Source organism: Methylocystis suflitae, from assembly GCF_024448135.1.
GTDB classification, from domain to species: Bacteria; Pseudomonadota; Alphaproteobacteria; order Rhizobiales; family Beijerinckiaceae; genus Methylocystis; species Methylocystis suflitae.
Genome location: NZ_JAMRYX010000041.1, coordinates 42,967 through 57,478, shown reverse-complemented (window position 1 = coordinate 57,478; position 14,512 = coordinate 42,967). Strand labels below are relative to the sequence as shown.

The window sequence follows — 14,512 nt, the reverse complement described above, 5'->3', positions numbered from 1 at the left end:
GTGATCGGGGAGAGGGCCAAGCGGCCATCGTTCGGCGAGCGTCGACAGATAAAAATAGCCGCCCACGGCCATGGCGAAGACCGAGCCTTCGATCGACACATAGGCGAGCGTCCCCCACCACGTAAGAGCTTTTGCGCCGAAGCCATATGTCGGCAACGCGCGCAGGCTCAGGGCGAGACGCGTCTTCGTGTCCTCCGAAACTTTTTTCGGCCAGAACCAGCCAATCAGTGGCGCGGCGACAAGCGCGCCGCCCCAGACGACCGCCCAAGGCGTAAATATCGAGCCCACGAATGCGATGGTCACGGCGACGGCGGTGACGAGCGGCCAAATTGAAGGATCGGGCGATCGTTCGCGCAGTTGCGGCGTCGCTTCCGATAGCGACGTGACGGCCAGCTCGCGATAACTGACCGAGAGTCCTGCGGCGACGGGCAAAGGATCGTCGCGCCACAATGGCGTAAGCCGATCAACGACCGGAATGTGATCGAAATTTTGGGGCGGCGGCGGCGAAGCCGACGCCCATTCCAGCGTCGATGCGTTCCAGGGGTTTGCTGGAGCCGGCCCGCGGTTGCGCCAACTCGTCCCGACATTCCACAGAAAGATCAGGAAGCTTATAAAAAATAGCAGCGCGCCGACGCTTGAGAGCTGATTGAGCCCTTCCCACCCAAGTTCGGGTTGATAGGTGTAGATGCGTCTTGGCATTCCGATCAGTCCGAGAATATGCATTGGAAAGAAGGCGACGTTGAAGCCAAAGAAGGCGGTCCAGAAATGCCACCGCGCCAAACGCTCGCTCAGCGTTACGCCGAAGATTTTTGGAGCCCAATAATAGATGCCGCCGAGCAGCGGAAAGACCGCGCCGCCGATGAGCACATAATGGAAATGCGCGACGACGAAATAGGCGTCATGCACTTGCGTGTCGATCGGAACCGATGCGACCATGACGCCCGTCATGCCGCCGATGACGAAAATGAAGAAGAAGCCGAGCACGAACAAAAGCGGCGACGACAGGCGCGGACGGCCAAGCCAGAGCGTCGCGATCCAGCAGAAGATTTGGATTCCATTCGGGATCGCAATCAGCATGCTTGACGCGGTAAAGAAACTTGCGCCGAGCGGCGGCAGGCCCGTCGTGAACATGTGATGGACCCAAAGCCCGAACGACAAAAAGCCGACGGCGATCAGCGACAGCACCAGCGCGAGATAGCCGACCATCGCTCGGCCCGAGAATGTCTCGACGATCGCCGACACCATGCCGGCCGCGGGCAGAAAGATGATGTAAACTTCGGGATGGCCGAAGATCCAAAACAGATGCTGCCAGAGCACCGCGTCGCCGCCACCGTTCGGATCGAAGAAATGCGTTCCGATGAGACGATCCATGATCAGCATGGTCGAGGCCGTCACAACGGCAGGCATTGAGAACAGCACAAGAAAGGACATGACGAGCATCGACCAGACGAACAATGGTATGCGATCGAGCGTCATGCCGGGCGCGCGCTGCTTGAAGACGGTGACGATGATTTCGACGGCCACGGCAAGCGCGGCGACTTCCGTGAAGGTGATCGTCTGCGCCCAGACGTCGCTGCGCTTGCCCGGCGTAAATTGCGGGCCAGAGAGCGGAACGTAAGCGAACCAGCCGACGTCCGGGCCGACATTCATAACAAACGCAATCCAAAGAAAGGCGCCGCCGCCGAGATAGACCCAGTAGCTGAAGGCGTTGAGACGCGGAAAGGCGATGTTGCGCGTGCCGACCATCAGCGGGACGAGGTAGACGGCAAAGGCCTCCATCACCGGCACGGCGAAGAGAAACATCATTGTCGTGCCGTGCATGGTGAAAATTTGATTGTAGGCTTCGGGTCCAATGAAGCCCGCCTCCGCGCGCGATAGCTGCAAGCGGATCAGAACGGCGAGAAGTCCGCCAAGAAACAAAAATGCCAAGGCCGTGATGATGTAGCGCCGCCCGACGATTTTGTGATCAACGGCTGATAGGGCGCCCCATAGACCCTTCGGCGTCGACCAGACCCGCGCAAGACGCGACGTCAGCGCCTCTCCTTCGAGGTCTTCATCGCGCAAGTCGCGTTTTTCCAATTCGGCGAGGCTCACTCCAAGCTCTCCAAATAAGCGACGACGGCGTTGAGCTCCTTCGGCGATAGAGCGAGACGCGGCATATGCGCCCCCGGCTTGAGTTGCTGCGGGTCGGCGATCCAACCCGCGGTCGCGCCCGTCGTTCTCGGCAAAAGCGCGGCGGCGAGCGTCCTGCGGCTCGCGAAATGGGTCAGATCGGGACCCGCCAAGCCGTCGGCCTTGGTCCCGCGGATGGCGTGGCACATGAAGCAGGCGCGGGTCAGAAAGACGTCCTGCCCGAACCTTTGCTCTTCAGTCTGCGGCGCGCGGCCGGAGGTGGCCTGGCCCACGCGCCATTCCTCGAAGCGGTCGGGATTTTCGACGACAACGTCGAGGCCCATATGGGCGTGCTGCAATCCACAAAACTCGGCGCATTGCGCGCGGTAGACGCCCGCCAAAGGCGCGCGAATTTTCAGCTCGTTCACTCGGCCGGGGATCAGGTCTTTTTTCCCCGCAAGGTTTGGCGCCCAGAAGCTATGGATGACGTCGGCGGACTCCAAATTCAAAACAACGTCGCGGCCGGCGGGAAGACGAAGCTCATTCGCCGTGACGAAAGACGAATTTGGACCATCGTCGGCGTAGCGCAACTCCCACCACCACTGATGTCCGATGATGCGGACGAGAAGAGGCGACTCGCGGCGTTGCATCTCGCGCTGTCCAGCGAAGCTTACGACGGTGAGACCGATGACGATGAGACCCGTCAGGCCGGCGCAAATAGAAATGACGACGCTCGCGACGCGCTCACTTGGTTTCGCGTTGTCGTCTCGACGGCGCAACATGGCGATCGCCAATGCGATCATGACGATCAGCCAGATCGCGCCGAGGAGGACGATGAACAACACAGTGAGCCAGAGCAAATCTTGCGCTTCGGCGGCATGGGGCGCGAGCGCCGACTGCCGATCGCTGCAGCCGGCGAGAGCGCCGGATATGCCGACGACAAATAAGCTGCGCGCCGCTGGCATGGCGATATTACCCCAGGCCCATCAAGGCTAAGATCACGCTGGCGCCCATATGGATTCGTCAAAGTGTTATGGTTTGCGAGTGAGTAACGCAGCTGCAACGGCTATGTTCCCGCGTCTGCGGTTGTCATCGGCGCCAATGAAGGGCGACGCTTGCCCCGCTTGTCGCCGGCTCTACCTCCGATACCGTTGCGAATGCGGGGCGAACCATGTCGCCATTGCCTCCCTCAAAGTTTGTGCATCGTCCAACGTGTTATCAGGCGTCTCGGCGTTGGGGCTCTTTGCGCTTCGGATTCTTGCTGTGCCTTTTTGCGCCCCTCGCCGCTTCGGCGCAGCCCAATCTTTCTGAGCTCGCAGCCGATCAAAAGAACTGGCCGATCGCCTCGCGCGACTACGCCAATACGCGTTACAGCGCTCTCGACCAGATCAACGCCGAGAACGTCGCTCAATTGAAACTTGCGTGGTCGTTTTCGGTTGGCGTTGATCGCGGACAGGAGGCGGCGCCGCTTATCATAGATGGCGTTCTCTATGTCGCGGCGCCCTATGACGGCCCGCGTCCCAATCAGGTCTTTGCGCTCGACGCCGCGACGGGCGAACTCAAATGGTCCTATGCGCCGAAGCCTGATCTCGCGGCGAAGGGCGTCGCCTGCTGCGATGTGGTGACGCGCGGCCTCGCCTACGATAATGGCAAGATCTTTCTCAACACGCTCGACAATCACATGGTCGCGCTTGACGCGCGCACGGGCGTCGAATTGTGGGTGACAAAGCTCGGCGACATCAATCTTGGCGAGACGATCACCATGGCGCCGCTCGCGATCAAAGGAAAAGTGCTCGCGGGCAACAGCGGCGGCGAAATGGGCGTTCGAGGTTGGTTGACCGCAATCGATCAGAACACTGGCAAGATCGTCTGGCGCGCCCACTCGACTGGCCCTGATTCCGAGGTGCTGATTGGCCCGGACTTCAAGCCCTTTTACGATTGGATGAAAGGAAAGGATCGCGGCGTCGATACCTGGCCGTCCGATCGGTGGAAGACTGGCGGCGGCACGGTCTGGGGCTGGCTTTCATACGATCCCACCCTCAATCTCGTTTATTACGGCACGGCGAATCCGGGCCCCTGGAACTCCAATCAGCGGCCCGGCGACAATCTCTGGACAAGCACCATTTTCGCACGCGACGCCGACACCGGCATGGCGAAATGGGCTTATCAGGTCAGTCCGCACGATCTTTGGGACCATGACGAGATCAACGAGAATGTGCTTGTCGATTTGGAGATCAATGGCGCGCAGCGTAAAGCGCTCATTCATCCCGGCCGCAACGGCTACATGTATGTCATGGATCGCGAGACCGGCGAGGTTCTCTCAGCCGATCCATACGAGACGATCACGGTCTATAAGGGTGTTGACCTGAAGACAGGCCGCATCGAACCTAACGAGGCGTTCAAACCCGCACTCAACAAGACGATCGAGAATATCTGTCCCGCGCCGCCGGGCGCCAAGGACTGGCAACCCACTGCCTGGTCGCCGCGAACCAAGCTTCTCTATGTGCCGCACCAACATCTTTGCGCGAATTTCAAGACGAGCGAAGTGAGCTACATCGCCGGCACGCCCTTCGTTGGCGCCACGGTCGATATGTACGCGGGCCCTGGAGGCCACCGCGGCGAGTTCATGGCCTGGGACCCGGTCAAACGCGCCAAGGTCTGGTCCATAACGGAAAATCAGCTCGTCTGGAGCGGCGCGCTGGTCACGGCGGGCGACGTCGCCTTCTACGGCACGATGGACAGGATGTTTAAAGCCGTCGATGCGCGATCGGGCAAATTGCTTTGGCAAATTCGCGCGCCGTCAGGCATCATTGGACAGCCGGTCACCTTCGTCGGCAATGACGGCGTCCAATATGTCGCCATCCTTTCTGGCGTCGGCGGCTGGCCTGGGGTCGTCGCCAACGCCGAAGTCGATCCCCGCGTGCGCAATGGCGCATTAGGCTTCACCGGCGCGTCGCAGGATTTGCCGCTCTACACTGTCGGCGGCGGAACGCTGCTGGTTTTCTCTCTCGGCAAAGAGGCGACGCAGCGGTTTGATGGCGTTCCTGCGAAGTCCGGAGGCCCACCGTGAAGCGCCATCCGGCCGGACGCCTCCTCACCCTTGCTTTTGCAGTCTGCGCGGGGCTGGGCGCACGCGCCGATGATCTGCGAGTCTGCGCCGATCCAAACAATTTGCCTTTCTCGGATTCGCAGGAGCGTGGATTTGAAAACAAGCTTGCCCAGCTCGTTGCGCGCGAACTCGGAAAATCGGTTTCCTATTTCTGGTGGGCGCAGCGGCGCGGCTTCGTCCGCAACACGCTAAAGTCTGGCCTTTGTGACGTGATCATCGGCGTGCCTGCGCAATATGACCTCGTCGAAACGACACATCCCTATTACCGATCGAGCTATGTCTTCGTGTCGCGCGCCGACCGGGGCATCGCCATCTCGTCGCTGGAAGACCCCACTCTGCGCACATTGAAGATCGGCGTGCACCTGATTGGCGACGATGGGATGAACACGCCGCCTGCGCATGCGCTTGGCGAGCTCGGCATCGTCGAGAACGTCGTCGGCTTCACGCTCTATGGCGATTATCGCCAGGATTCGCCGCCGGCCCGTCTGATCGAGGCGGTTGCAAAAGGCGATGTCGACGTCGCCGCCGCATGGGGACCCCTCGCCGGCTACGCCGCTCTTAACTCCCCCGTGCCGCTGCGCGTGACTCCGATCGCGGAGACGCGGCAATTTGCGCCTCTCAAATTCACTTTCGCCATCGCCATGGGCGTGCGCAAAGGCGACGATGCGCTCAAGCGGAAACTCGATGAGGTTCTCCAACGCAAAGGCGCTGAGATCGCGGCGCTGCTTGCCAGCTTCGGCGTCCCTTCCGTGCGAGAGCCCGCAGATTAGGACAACGCCGATGCGCTTGCGACCCTACGCCGCCGTTGCGCTAACTCTGACGTTGGGCTGCGTATCGGTCGAATCCGCATTCGCGCGAACGCATCATCCTGTCGGGCGCACAGCGCCGCCGCGAAAGCAACCGGAGCCTGCGCCACCACCATCCGCTCGGCCAGCGCCAACGCCGACGCCGCAATCGCCAGAGATATCCGACACACAATCGACCAAAGAGAAACCCGCGCCCGCGATCGGCTTTTATCCGGCAAGCGAGAAATATCTTCGCGCGCCTGTGACGACGCTCCTGCCCGGCGATCCGCCGGCGCCTCCCGCGATCGTCAATCCTGTCGAGGGAGACCCGCAAGCGCTGCAGCGCGGCATGTCCTATTTCAACACCTTCAACTGCGTCGGCTGCCACGCGGCGAATGGGGGCGGCGGGATGGGTCCCGCGCTGAGCAATCGCATCTTCATTTACGGCGGCGCGCCGGTGAACATTTATCTCAGCATCTATCATGGTCGACCCAATGGCATGCCAGCCTGGGGCGGGACGCTGTCCGACGAAATTATCTGGGACCTCGTCAGCTATATCGAGAGCATCAGTCAGTCGCCGAGCAAAGGTTGGGGGCAAACGATCTCGCGCGACGCGCTGAAGATTGAACAAACCCCCGCCGAATTTGTCGAAACCGCGAAGCCATGGGGCTTCACGCAGCAGTTCAAATTCGGCCAGAAGCCAGGCGGAAATCCCCCATGAGCGCTATGCGCGCGCCAGCGCTCTGTGGCCTTAACAACGCCCCGAAGCCGGCAAACTGAGAACGACAGCCGTCGCGGCCTGATCCACGTTAGTAGCGCGGCAGCAATCGTTGACGGCCTTGAAATTGGGCGTGAAATATGCATATATCGCCTATCTCATGCACAGGACCGTTCCGGGATGCTCAGCGCCTTCCTTGACCAAGTGACTGACCGGCGCGGCGGTTTCATTTCGCCGCAGCGCGTGAGCGAGGCTCTGCATGTGCCGCTCGCCAAGATCGCCCGCTTGGCCAAGGTCCACCGCAACACCCTCGCCCAACATCCCGATTCGCCGGTGGTGCAAGAACGCCTCGGCGACATCGCCCGTATTATTACCACTGCAACCGAACTTCTCGGCGGCGAACAGGGCCGCGCGATCGTCTGGTTCAAGCACCAACCGTTGGCCGGTTTCGATGGGCAAACCGCCGAGGAACTGGTCGCCGCCGGCCATAGCGACGCCGTTCTCACTCATCTCGACCTCTTGCGCGAGGGTGCCTACGCGTGACGGCCAAGCGCGTGCGGACGATTGCGATCGCCCGCCGCTATTGGCGAATGCTCGCGCCTAAATGGGCGCACGACCCCTTGAGCGGCGCCGGAGCGGCATTGCGCGGCGGACGATTCAATTCTCCCGGCATGCCAGCTCTCTATATGTCGGAAGAGTTTTCGACGGCGGTCGCCGAATATGAGCAGGATCTCGGCATCCGACCGGGAACCCTCTGCGCTTACGACGTACAAAGCGAGCGGATCGCCGACCTCGCCGACGCGCGAACCCTTCTAACATTGGGCGTCGACGCCGCAGCCTTGCGCGCGCCATGGCAATATATCGCCTTTGTCGAGAAACGGGCGCCTCCGACATGGGCGATCGCCGAACGCTTGCTGCGAGAAAATGTCGATGGGATTCGCGTTCCCTCAATTCAGGCCGCAGGTTTCAACCTGGTCCTGTGGTGCTGGAATATCGAAGGAAAGACGAGAGTCGCGGCGCTCGATCCGCTTCGTGACCTTCCCGCGGATCAATCCTCGTGGACGTCGTGACGGCTATGGCTCTCGACATTTGGCGCCGTATCCTGGATTGGCGACCGTGTTGAAAGTCATCAAAGCGCTCGGCCTCAAGCTGACGCTGGCGCCGGCGTCACGGATATGTCAATCCTGAAGCTGCTACGTCGCCCCATATCGATCCGCCAATGTTAGCCCGACGGCGTGAACGCATCCGATCGGATGTTCTTCATGCTGACTCCGCGCATGAAGAAATCACGCTTCAACCGTCTCACCAGATTTTCGCCGCCACACAGAAAAATTGCGCAGTCCTTGACGTCTTGCTCGGCGTGCAGGGCTGTCGCCGCAACGTCTCCTCCAGCCGGAGCATCTGGATCAAGCAGGCATGGTCGGTAATCGACATGCGCTAGCGTCCGGCTCAACGCTTTCAGCTCTTCATCGAGATAGAGACCATCACGGCTGCGTGCGCCGTGGTAAAGACGGATTGGACCGAGATGGCCCCGCTTCAGAGCGTCTCGCAACACGCCATAGAGCGGCGCGAGACCCGTCCCGGCGCCGATCAGCAGCAGGCGCTGGTCCGCGTGAACGCCTTCGTAAAAGCATGTCCCGGATGGACCCGCGACATGCAAGCGATCGCCCGGCTTGAATTCTCCAAGCCGTCGGCTCATTCGGCCATTTTCATGTAGTCGGATATGCATCTCGAGAAATGGATCCTCCTCGGGATGGCTCGCGAGCGAGTAATGACGTCTTAAATCGCCATCCACGACAAGTTCGAGAAACTGACCTGGCCGATACGCGAAATCATCCGCATCAACACGCAGTCGGATCACATTCGGCGCAAGCGGCTCAATCGCTCGAATGACGGCGTCCCGACGCGCGCCGACGTTGTCTGGTCGCGTAATCGTCAGCGGCGACGTCGGCAAACAGACACAGGGCAGAAAAAAGCCGAGCGCCTTCTGACCCTGTGTCAATCCAACTTGAGACTCTGGCGGAGGAACGCCTTCCACCGCGCGATGCAGACACGTCTGACAATTGCCGGACCGGCACGACGAAGGCGCGTCGATGCCGGCGCGCTCCAGCGCTTCAAGCACAGTTTCACCCGGCCTGAGTTCGACCAAACGATCCTCGAACTTCAGCATCGGATCAACGGTTCAAGACGTCATCACGAACGGAATGTGCAATCGCCGCGACTTCCTTAACCTCTTTTTCCGGCACGCCAAGGTCACGGAGCGTGTAGTTCAGATTTTCGATGACCGCGTCGACATGGGAATCATTGAGGCCCTTCGCGACGAGACGCTTGTGCGCATTGCGCATGTCGGCTCCCGTGTAATTATTTGGCCCCCCAAACGCCATGGTAAGGAATGATTTCTGTTTGGCGATTTGCTGATCGATGTCGACGCCATCAAAAAACTGCGCGATGCGACCGTCCGCGAGAACCTTGCGATAAAAAAGCTCAACTGCGGCATTAACGGCGTTCTCGCCCCCTAGGCGCTCGTAGAGATTTGACATGCCTTGCGTTCTCCCAGTTGCCGACCTTAGCGAGCCAACTTTTCGGCTCGGACGTCTCTTAGACGCCGCGGCGCGGAGAATCTTACCTCGACCGGCGGGATTTTTTTTGCTTGGGAGAAATGCGCCCCGCGGGAAATTCAAATCATATAAGAAAAGCGTGATGAAATTCGTTCTGTTGCCACTGACTCCACCGATAACCCCGGAACGATCGCGCCCCCTCACGCGCCATCCGCCGCCTTTTCGGCGCGCACTAGCGCCAGCAAGCCGAGATACACCTCTTCGCATTCGGGACATTGATGCATGTGGTGACGAACCTCGGGGAGAGTGGCGGCGGCGTCCAAGCCGGAGGCTTCCAGCTCGACGTAGCGCGGTAGACTATCGAAATAATCCGTGCACGACATCTCTTCCCCGCTTTTGGCGGCGAAGATCGTATCGAGCAGGCGGGCAAATTCCTTTTGTTTCATTCCTAGCTTCCGGACTCAACCGTATTTGAGACGCTCTGAGACGGGAAAATCTTACCATCATCACTGAGATAAGTTTTGCGCCGGGACGAGTCGAACGTAGCTATGATATCCTGATGCGTAACGCCTTCGGAAAGCAGCGCGGCCTTAAGGCGTTTTCGTGCATCATGAATAAGCTTGTATATGCTATTGCGATTGCCGCCGAGCCACTCGGCGACAAGATCAAGCGGCATGCCCTGAAAAGCGTGAGCGACAAGCGCTTTTCGCTGGAGCGGCGTCAAAGAGTTCTCAATAAGGCGGACCAGCAAGGCCCACGCTTCTCGCCGTTCCAGACTGCGCTCGGGTTCTGGAGCATCAGTCGGCCAGACCGGCACATCTTCGCCAAGACGCGCACGATTCACTGCCGCCTTTTGCCAGCGCCGTCGTCGAAGCTCCCCAAGAGTGACGCGAACAGCGATCGAATAGGCCCATGTCGTAAATTTGCTCTCGCCACGAAATTGTTCGAGTTTCGACTGAATGAGGATAATGGCCTCCTGGGCGCAGTCCTCCGCCGTTTGATGCAAATCGTGGCCGAGCGACGAGCCTCCGGGCGTTTCATTTCGCGAAAGAAATTTGATGATCGCACCGAGCACGAGCTCACGCAGCTCAGCCAGCGCAACGGCCTGATTCTGGTCGCCTGCCCTTAGGGCCAATAACCACTCTGAGTTTGATCGTTGTCTCATTTCGCGGTACGGGTGACAGACGGAAAAACGGCTTGCACGCAAAGGTTAGCATCAACATCGAAGCGACGCTATCCATCGGGCCTCCGCGTTTGGAGGGCCCTCTCCGGTCGGAAGAGATTTGGATCGGCGCTAGACAAAAGCGCACAACGGCTGACGCAGTCCAGCACGCCGAGCGGATGAGCCTCGTCTGACTCACGATCAGATCGGCGAGGCCTCCCATATCTTTCCGAAGCGCAAACTTAGCGCGTCTGCGTCGACGATGATTTTGATACGAGTTGTTCCGGTGCTGGAACATCACAATCGGGTTCGTCGGACAGCGCCAGATGGGCGGGCAATTGCGGCTCGCGGTCGATAAGATCGGCGAAATGCGCTTCAAAGGTCCGTCCGGCAAGCGCCGCGTCAAGGCCCGCTAGCGCGGCCGCGATCAGAGCGGCTTCCTCTTCCTCAAGCACGCGCATCGCCGTACCGAGATGGACGAGCACATGCGCGCCGGGAGGCTGCGCGCCGATAAGCAGCATGGAAATGCGCTCAGACCGGCCGGCGCCTTCGCACAGCGCCGACATCTCGTCGCCGTCGATCACGCGCATCGGAACGCCAAGGCACATGGGAATCCGTCCGTCCGATGCCTCAGTCGTCCGCGCGCAAAACCTTGCGGCTCGCATAGGCGACGCCAAGCGCGCCCAACGCGACGATGGAAATCCAGCCGAAAACGACGGCAAGCGCGAGAAGGTGATCAGGCTGCATGGCGATATGCGTGAGGCTCTCGGCGAGCCCATACGGATGCGCGCCCGGATGCGCCTCAGCCATGACAGGCGCGAGCGCCGCCGCGACGACGATCATTCGCAGGAAGCTCATGTCAATCCCGCCATTCGCCGGCGGCGTCCGCGCCTCTACGGCTCTCATAGCTCTGATGATCGATGTCATGCTTTAGCAGCGCCAGTTCCGGCGCCAGCGGTTCGGCGCGCAGGACGCAATCGACGCCCCATTCCAGCAGGATGTCATGCGCCGCCGTAACAGCGGCGGCGATCGCGCCGCGCACCGGCTCGGTGAGCGGACCGCCCCAGTTTTCGAGATCGAGCGGCTGGCACCCGATAAGCGCGAGGCGCGACGGATAATCGCCAAGGAGATCGGCGGCGCTCAGCACTTCTTGGAAGCCGGTCTGATGCAGGCTCATCTTTTTCGAGCCGGTGAATTTCGGCACGTCGCCATCACGCACAATTTTCAGCGTTCCGGGCGCAAGGCCGTAATCGATGGCGTCGAAGACAAGAAGATCGTCAGCCTCGCGCACATATTGCACGAGATAAAGTCCCTGCGTGCCGCCATCGAGCAGGGTGACGTGTTCCGGAAGGGCGTAGCGACGGTGAAACGCCTCTACCGCGCGCACGCCAAAACCTTCGTCGCCCCAAAGGATGTTGCCGATGCCAAGGACAAGCACGCGCCGCGCCACGGATCAGGCTCCATCCTTGAAATGACGTTCGCCCGAGATCATCGAGGAGATGATGCTCTGGCGCGACATGATGTCTTCGCGCACGGCCGCATAGATGTGGATGAGGATGAACGTGACGATCACATACATGCCGAGGTGATGCCAGGTGTGCACTTCCTGGCTGTTGGGCCAGATGTAGAAGACCCAGCCGAAGAGCTTCGCCTCCCAGCTGTCGGCGCCCTCTCCTTCCGAATAAAGCGCGAAACCCGTGATGATCATGAACGCCGACATTAGCGTATACATGACGAACATCGCCGTCTGCGCCAGCGGATTATGGCCGACATATTTCATCGGCGCCTTCTCCAGAAAGGCATACCAGCGGATTTCGTGCGCAAGCTCTTTCCAGAAAGACGCGCGCCAGACCGGCACGTAATAGATCTGCCGCGAATGCTCGTTTCCCATGAAAGCCCAATAGCCGCGCAGCAGAAAGCCGACGGCCATGATCTGGCCGGCAGCGAAATGGGCGAAGCGGATGTAGCCCATGACGAAATGCTGCGACGCCTCGCCGGCGACGGTCGGCAGGGGAGAGCCGATCAGATAGCCGGTGATGATCAGGACGAGGATGGCGAGCGCGTTGACCCAATGCCAGAGCCGCACGGGCGCCTCGTAGACATAGACGGTCGGCTGCGCCACCACCTTCTCGCCGTGAGAATCGGCGACATCGATTCGCGAAATGTCGGTCATGAGCCTCTCCTCAGCGCACCTGCACCGTCGCCATCTCTTGTCCGTCCTCGCTCATCACATGCGTCGAACAGGCGAGACAGGGATCGAAGGAGTGGATCGTGCGCAGGATTTCGAGCGGCTGCGCGGGATCGACCATCGGCGTATTCATCAGCGACGCCTCGAAGGCGCCGATATTGCCGGCGGGATCGCGCGGCGAGCCGTTCCATGTGGTCGGCACGACGCATTGGTAATTATCGATCTTCCCGTCCTTGATTTTGATCCAATGCGCCAACGCGCCACGCGGCGCCTCGGTGAAGCCGACGCCCTTCGTCTCCTTTGGCCAGCTTTTGGGCTCCCACTTCTCGACATTGGCGGTCGCAAGATCGCCGGCCTTGATATTGGCGACGAGCTTGTCGAAGAAATGCCGCATCTGATAGCCGGCCCACTGGCTCTCGAGCGCGCGCGCCGCCGTGCGGCCGAGCGTCGAGAAGAGCGCCGAAGTCGGCAAGCCGAGATCGTGCAGCACTTTCTCCACGGGCTCTTTGAATTGCGGCTTGCCCTGCGCATAGCCGATGACCCAGCGCGCCAGCGGGCCGACCTCCATCGCGTGACCGCGCCAGCGCGGCGCCTTGATCCAGGAATATTTGCCGCCTTCGTCGAGCTCGATGATATTGGTTTTCGTGCCTTTGGCGTTCGGCCCGAGTTCGTAATGCGGCTCGGTGACGCCGTCCCAGGGATGCAGACCCCTGGTTTCATCACCGTATTTATACCAGGAGTGCGTCACGAACTCCTGTATCTCCTCTGGATCGCGATGATCGACGGGATGGATCTCGTCGAGTCTGCCGTTGATGATCGCGCCGCGCGGCAAGAGCAGGTTCTTGTCGGTATAGTCGTTGGCGTGCTCCGGCACGTCGCCATAGGCGAGCACGGATTTCCCGGAGAGGCCGCCGCCATAGAGCCAGTCCTTATATAAGGAGCCGATGGCCATGATGTCGGGGATATAGACCTTGTCGTTGAATTCAATCAGTTGATCGATGATGCTATCGACGAGGTTCAGGCGTTCCATGTTGATGGCGCCGACCGCGCCGGTTCCGTCGATGTTGATCGCGCAAGGAACGCCGCCGACGAGCCAATTGGGATGCGGATTCTTGCCGCCGAAGATCGTGTGGATTTTCACGATCTCCTTTTGGAAGTCGAGCGCCTCGAGATAATGCGCGACCGCCATCAGATTGGCTTCGGGCGGTAGCCGATAGGCCTTGCTGCCCCAATAGCCGTTCTTGAAGGGACCGAGCTGGCCGGACTCGACAAACTTTTTCAGGCGCGTTTGCAAGTCCTTGTAATAGCCGGGGGAGGACAACGGCCAGCTCGAAATCGATTGCGCGAGAGCGGAAGTGGCTTTGGGATCGGCGCTCAGCGCCGAAACCACATCGACCCAGTCGAGCGCGTGAAGATGATAGAAATGCACGATGTGATCATGCACCTGCAGCGCGAGCTGCATGAGATTGCGGATCGAATTGGCGTTCTCCGGGATGGCGATGCCCAGCGCGTCTTCGACGGCGCGCACCGAAGTGAGCGCATGGGTGCCGGTGCAAACGCCGCAAATCCGTTCCGTAAAGGCCCAGGCGTCGCGCGGATCGCGATTCTTCAGGATCACTTCAATGCCGCGCCACATGGTTCCGGTCGATACCGCGTTGCGGATGACGTTGTCGGAGTCGACATTCACTTCGACGCGCAGATGGCCTTCGATGCGCGTCACGGGATCCACGACGACGCGCTTGCCGCTGTTGTCGAGCCTGAAACCGTTGGGCGTGTCGACGCCGGCGGAAGCCGTTGCGGCGACGGCGGGCGCGGCGGCTTGAGCTACTTCGGCCGCGCCATTTTGCAAGATGCGCTGTTGCGTCATGATCGTTGTCCTG

Annotated in this window: 15 protein-coding genes and 1 pseudogene; 5 read left to right on the top strand and 11 right to left on the bottom strand. The window is 60.4% G+C overall.

What is annotated here, in order from left to right; genetic code table 11:
• Positions 1-189: 189 nt before the first annotated feature.
• Positions 190-2,094: pseudogene (ctaD, locus tag NEI07_RS03365) on the bottom strand (cytochrome c oxidase subunit I); the annotation flags it as partial.
• A complete protein-coding gene (coxB, locus tag NEI07_RS03360; protein ID WP_256032701.1) occupies positions 2,091-3,077 on the bottom strand; it encodes a cytochrome c oxidase subunit II in 987 nt (328 codons plus the stop codon). The gene coxB and the pseudogene ctaD, both read right to left, overlap by 4 nt.
• Before the next feature lie 206 nt (positions 3,078-3,283).
• Between coxB and NEI07_RS03355 the strand changes: the two genes are divergently transcribed.
• From NEI07_RS03355 to NEI07_RS03335, 5 genes are all read left to right on the top strand, one after another.
• Positions 3,284-5,182, top strand: coding sequence for a PQQ-dependent dehydrogenase, methanol/ethanol family (locus tag NEI07_RS03355; RefSeq protein WP_407659840.1), 1,899 nt, complete (start codon positions 3,284-3,286; stop codon positions 5,180-5,182).
• The gene (locus NEI07_RS03350) at positions 5,179-5,991 is read left to right on the top strand and encodes a substrate-binding domain-containing protein (protein WP_328516953.1); all 813 of its coding nucleotides are present in this window, start codon (positions 5,179-5,181) and stop codon (positions 5,989-5,991) included. Before NEI07_RS03355 ends, NEI07_RS03350 begins: the two co-directional genes overlap by 4 nt.
• A 10-nt stretch (positions 5,992-6,001) precedes the next feature.
• Positions 6,002-6,727, top strand: coding sequence for a c-type cytochrome (locus NEI07_RS03345; RefSeq protein ID WP_256032700.1), 726 nt, complete (start codon positions 6,002-6,004; stop codon positions 6,725-6,727).
• 177 nt (positions 6,728-6,904) lie between these two features.
• A complete protein-coding gene (locus tag NEI07_RS03340) occupies positions 6,905-7,267 on the top strand; it encodes a DUF2384 domain-containing protein (RefSeq protein WP_256032698.1) in 363 nt (120 codons plus the stop codon).
• Positions 7,264-7,794 carry an RES family NAD+ phosphorylase gene (locus NEI07_RS03335; protein WP_256032697.1) on the top strand — a complete coding sequence of 177 codons (531 nt, stop codon included), beginning with the start codon at positions 7,264-7,266 and terminating at the stop codon, positions 7,792-7,794. Before NEI07_RS03340 ends, NEI07_RS03335 begins: the two co-directional genes overlap by 4 nt.
• 152 nt (positions 7,795-7,946) lie before the next feature.
• Here NEI07_RS03335 and NEI07_RS03330 read toward each other — a convergent pair whose 3' ends face one another.
• The 9 genes from NEI07_RS03330 to NEI07_RS03290 form a co-directional block, all read right to left on the bottom strand.
• Positions 7,947-8,894: a 2Fe-2S iron-sulfur cluster-binding protein gene (locus NEI07_RS03330; RefSeq protein WP_256032695.1), complete on the bottom strand. Its 948-nt coding sequence runs from the start codon at positions 8,892-8,894 to the stop codon at positions 7,947-7,949.
• Positions 8,895-8,898: 4 nt separating this feature from the next.
• Complete coding sequence (locus NEI07_RS03325) at positions 8,899-9,264, bottom strand: group I truncated hemoglobin (protein ID WP_256032694.1); 366 nt, start codon at positions 9,262-9,264, stop codon at positions 8,899-8,901.
• A 218-nt stretch (positions 9,265-9,482) separates the two neighbouring features.
• Positions 9,483-9,728, bottom strand: coding sequence for an anti-sigma factor (locus NEI07_RS03320; RefSeq protein WP_256032693.1), 246 nt, complete (start codon positions 9,726-9,728; stop codon positions 9,483-9,485).
• Between the two features lie 2 nt (positions 9,729-9,730).
• Positions 9,731-10,417, bottom strand: a complete 687-nt coding sequence (locus NEI07_RS03315) for an RNA polymerase sigma factor (protein ID WP_256032692.1) — start codon at positions 10,415-10,417, stop codon at positions 9,731-9,733.
• Between the two features lie 269 nt (positions 10,418-10,686).
• On the bottom strand, positions 10,687-11,052 hold the full coding sequence (locus NEI07_RS03310) for a HypC/HybG/HupF family hydrogenase formation chaperone (RefSeq protein ID WP_256032690.1): 366 nt from the start codon (positions 11,050-11,052) through the stop codon (positions 10,687-10,689).
• A gap of 22 nt (positions 11,053-11,074) precedes the next feature.
• Positions 11,075-11,302 carry a hypothetical protein gene (locus tag NEI07_RS03305; RefSeq protein ID WP_256032689.1) on the bottom strand — a complete coding sequence of 76 codons (228 nt, stop codon included), beginning with the start codon at positions 11,300-11,302 and terminating at the stop codon, positions 11,075-11,077.
• A 1-nt stretch (position 11,303) separates the two neighbouring features.
• Positions 11,304-11,894 (bottom strand): HyaD/HybD family hydrogenase maturation endopeptidase, encoded by a 591-nt coding sequence (locus NEI07_RS03300; protein WP_256032688.1) that lies wholly within the window; start codon positions 11,892-11,894, stop codon positions 11,304-11,306.
• A gap of 3 nt (positions 11,895-11,897) precedes the next feature.
• Positions 11,898-12,617: a Ni/Fe-hydrogenase, b-type cytochrome subunit gene (gene cybH, locus NEI07_RS03295; protein WP_256032687.1), complete on the bottom strand. Its 720-nt coding sequence runs from the start codon at positions 12,615-12,617 to the stop codon at positions 11,898-11,900.
• Between the two features lie 10 nt (positions 12,618-12,627).
• Positions 12,628-14,499: a nickel-dependent hydrogenase large subunit gene (locus NEI07_RS03290; protein ID WP_256032685.1), complete on the bottom strand. Its 1,872-nt coding sequence runs from the start codon at positions 14,497-14,499 to the stop codon at positions 12,628-12,630.
• Between the last annotated feature and the right edge of the window lie 13 nt (positions 14,500-14,512).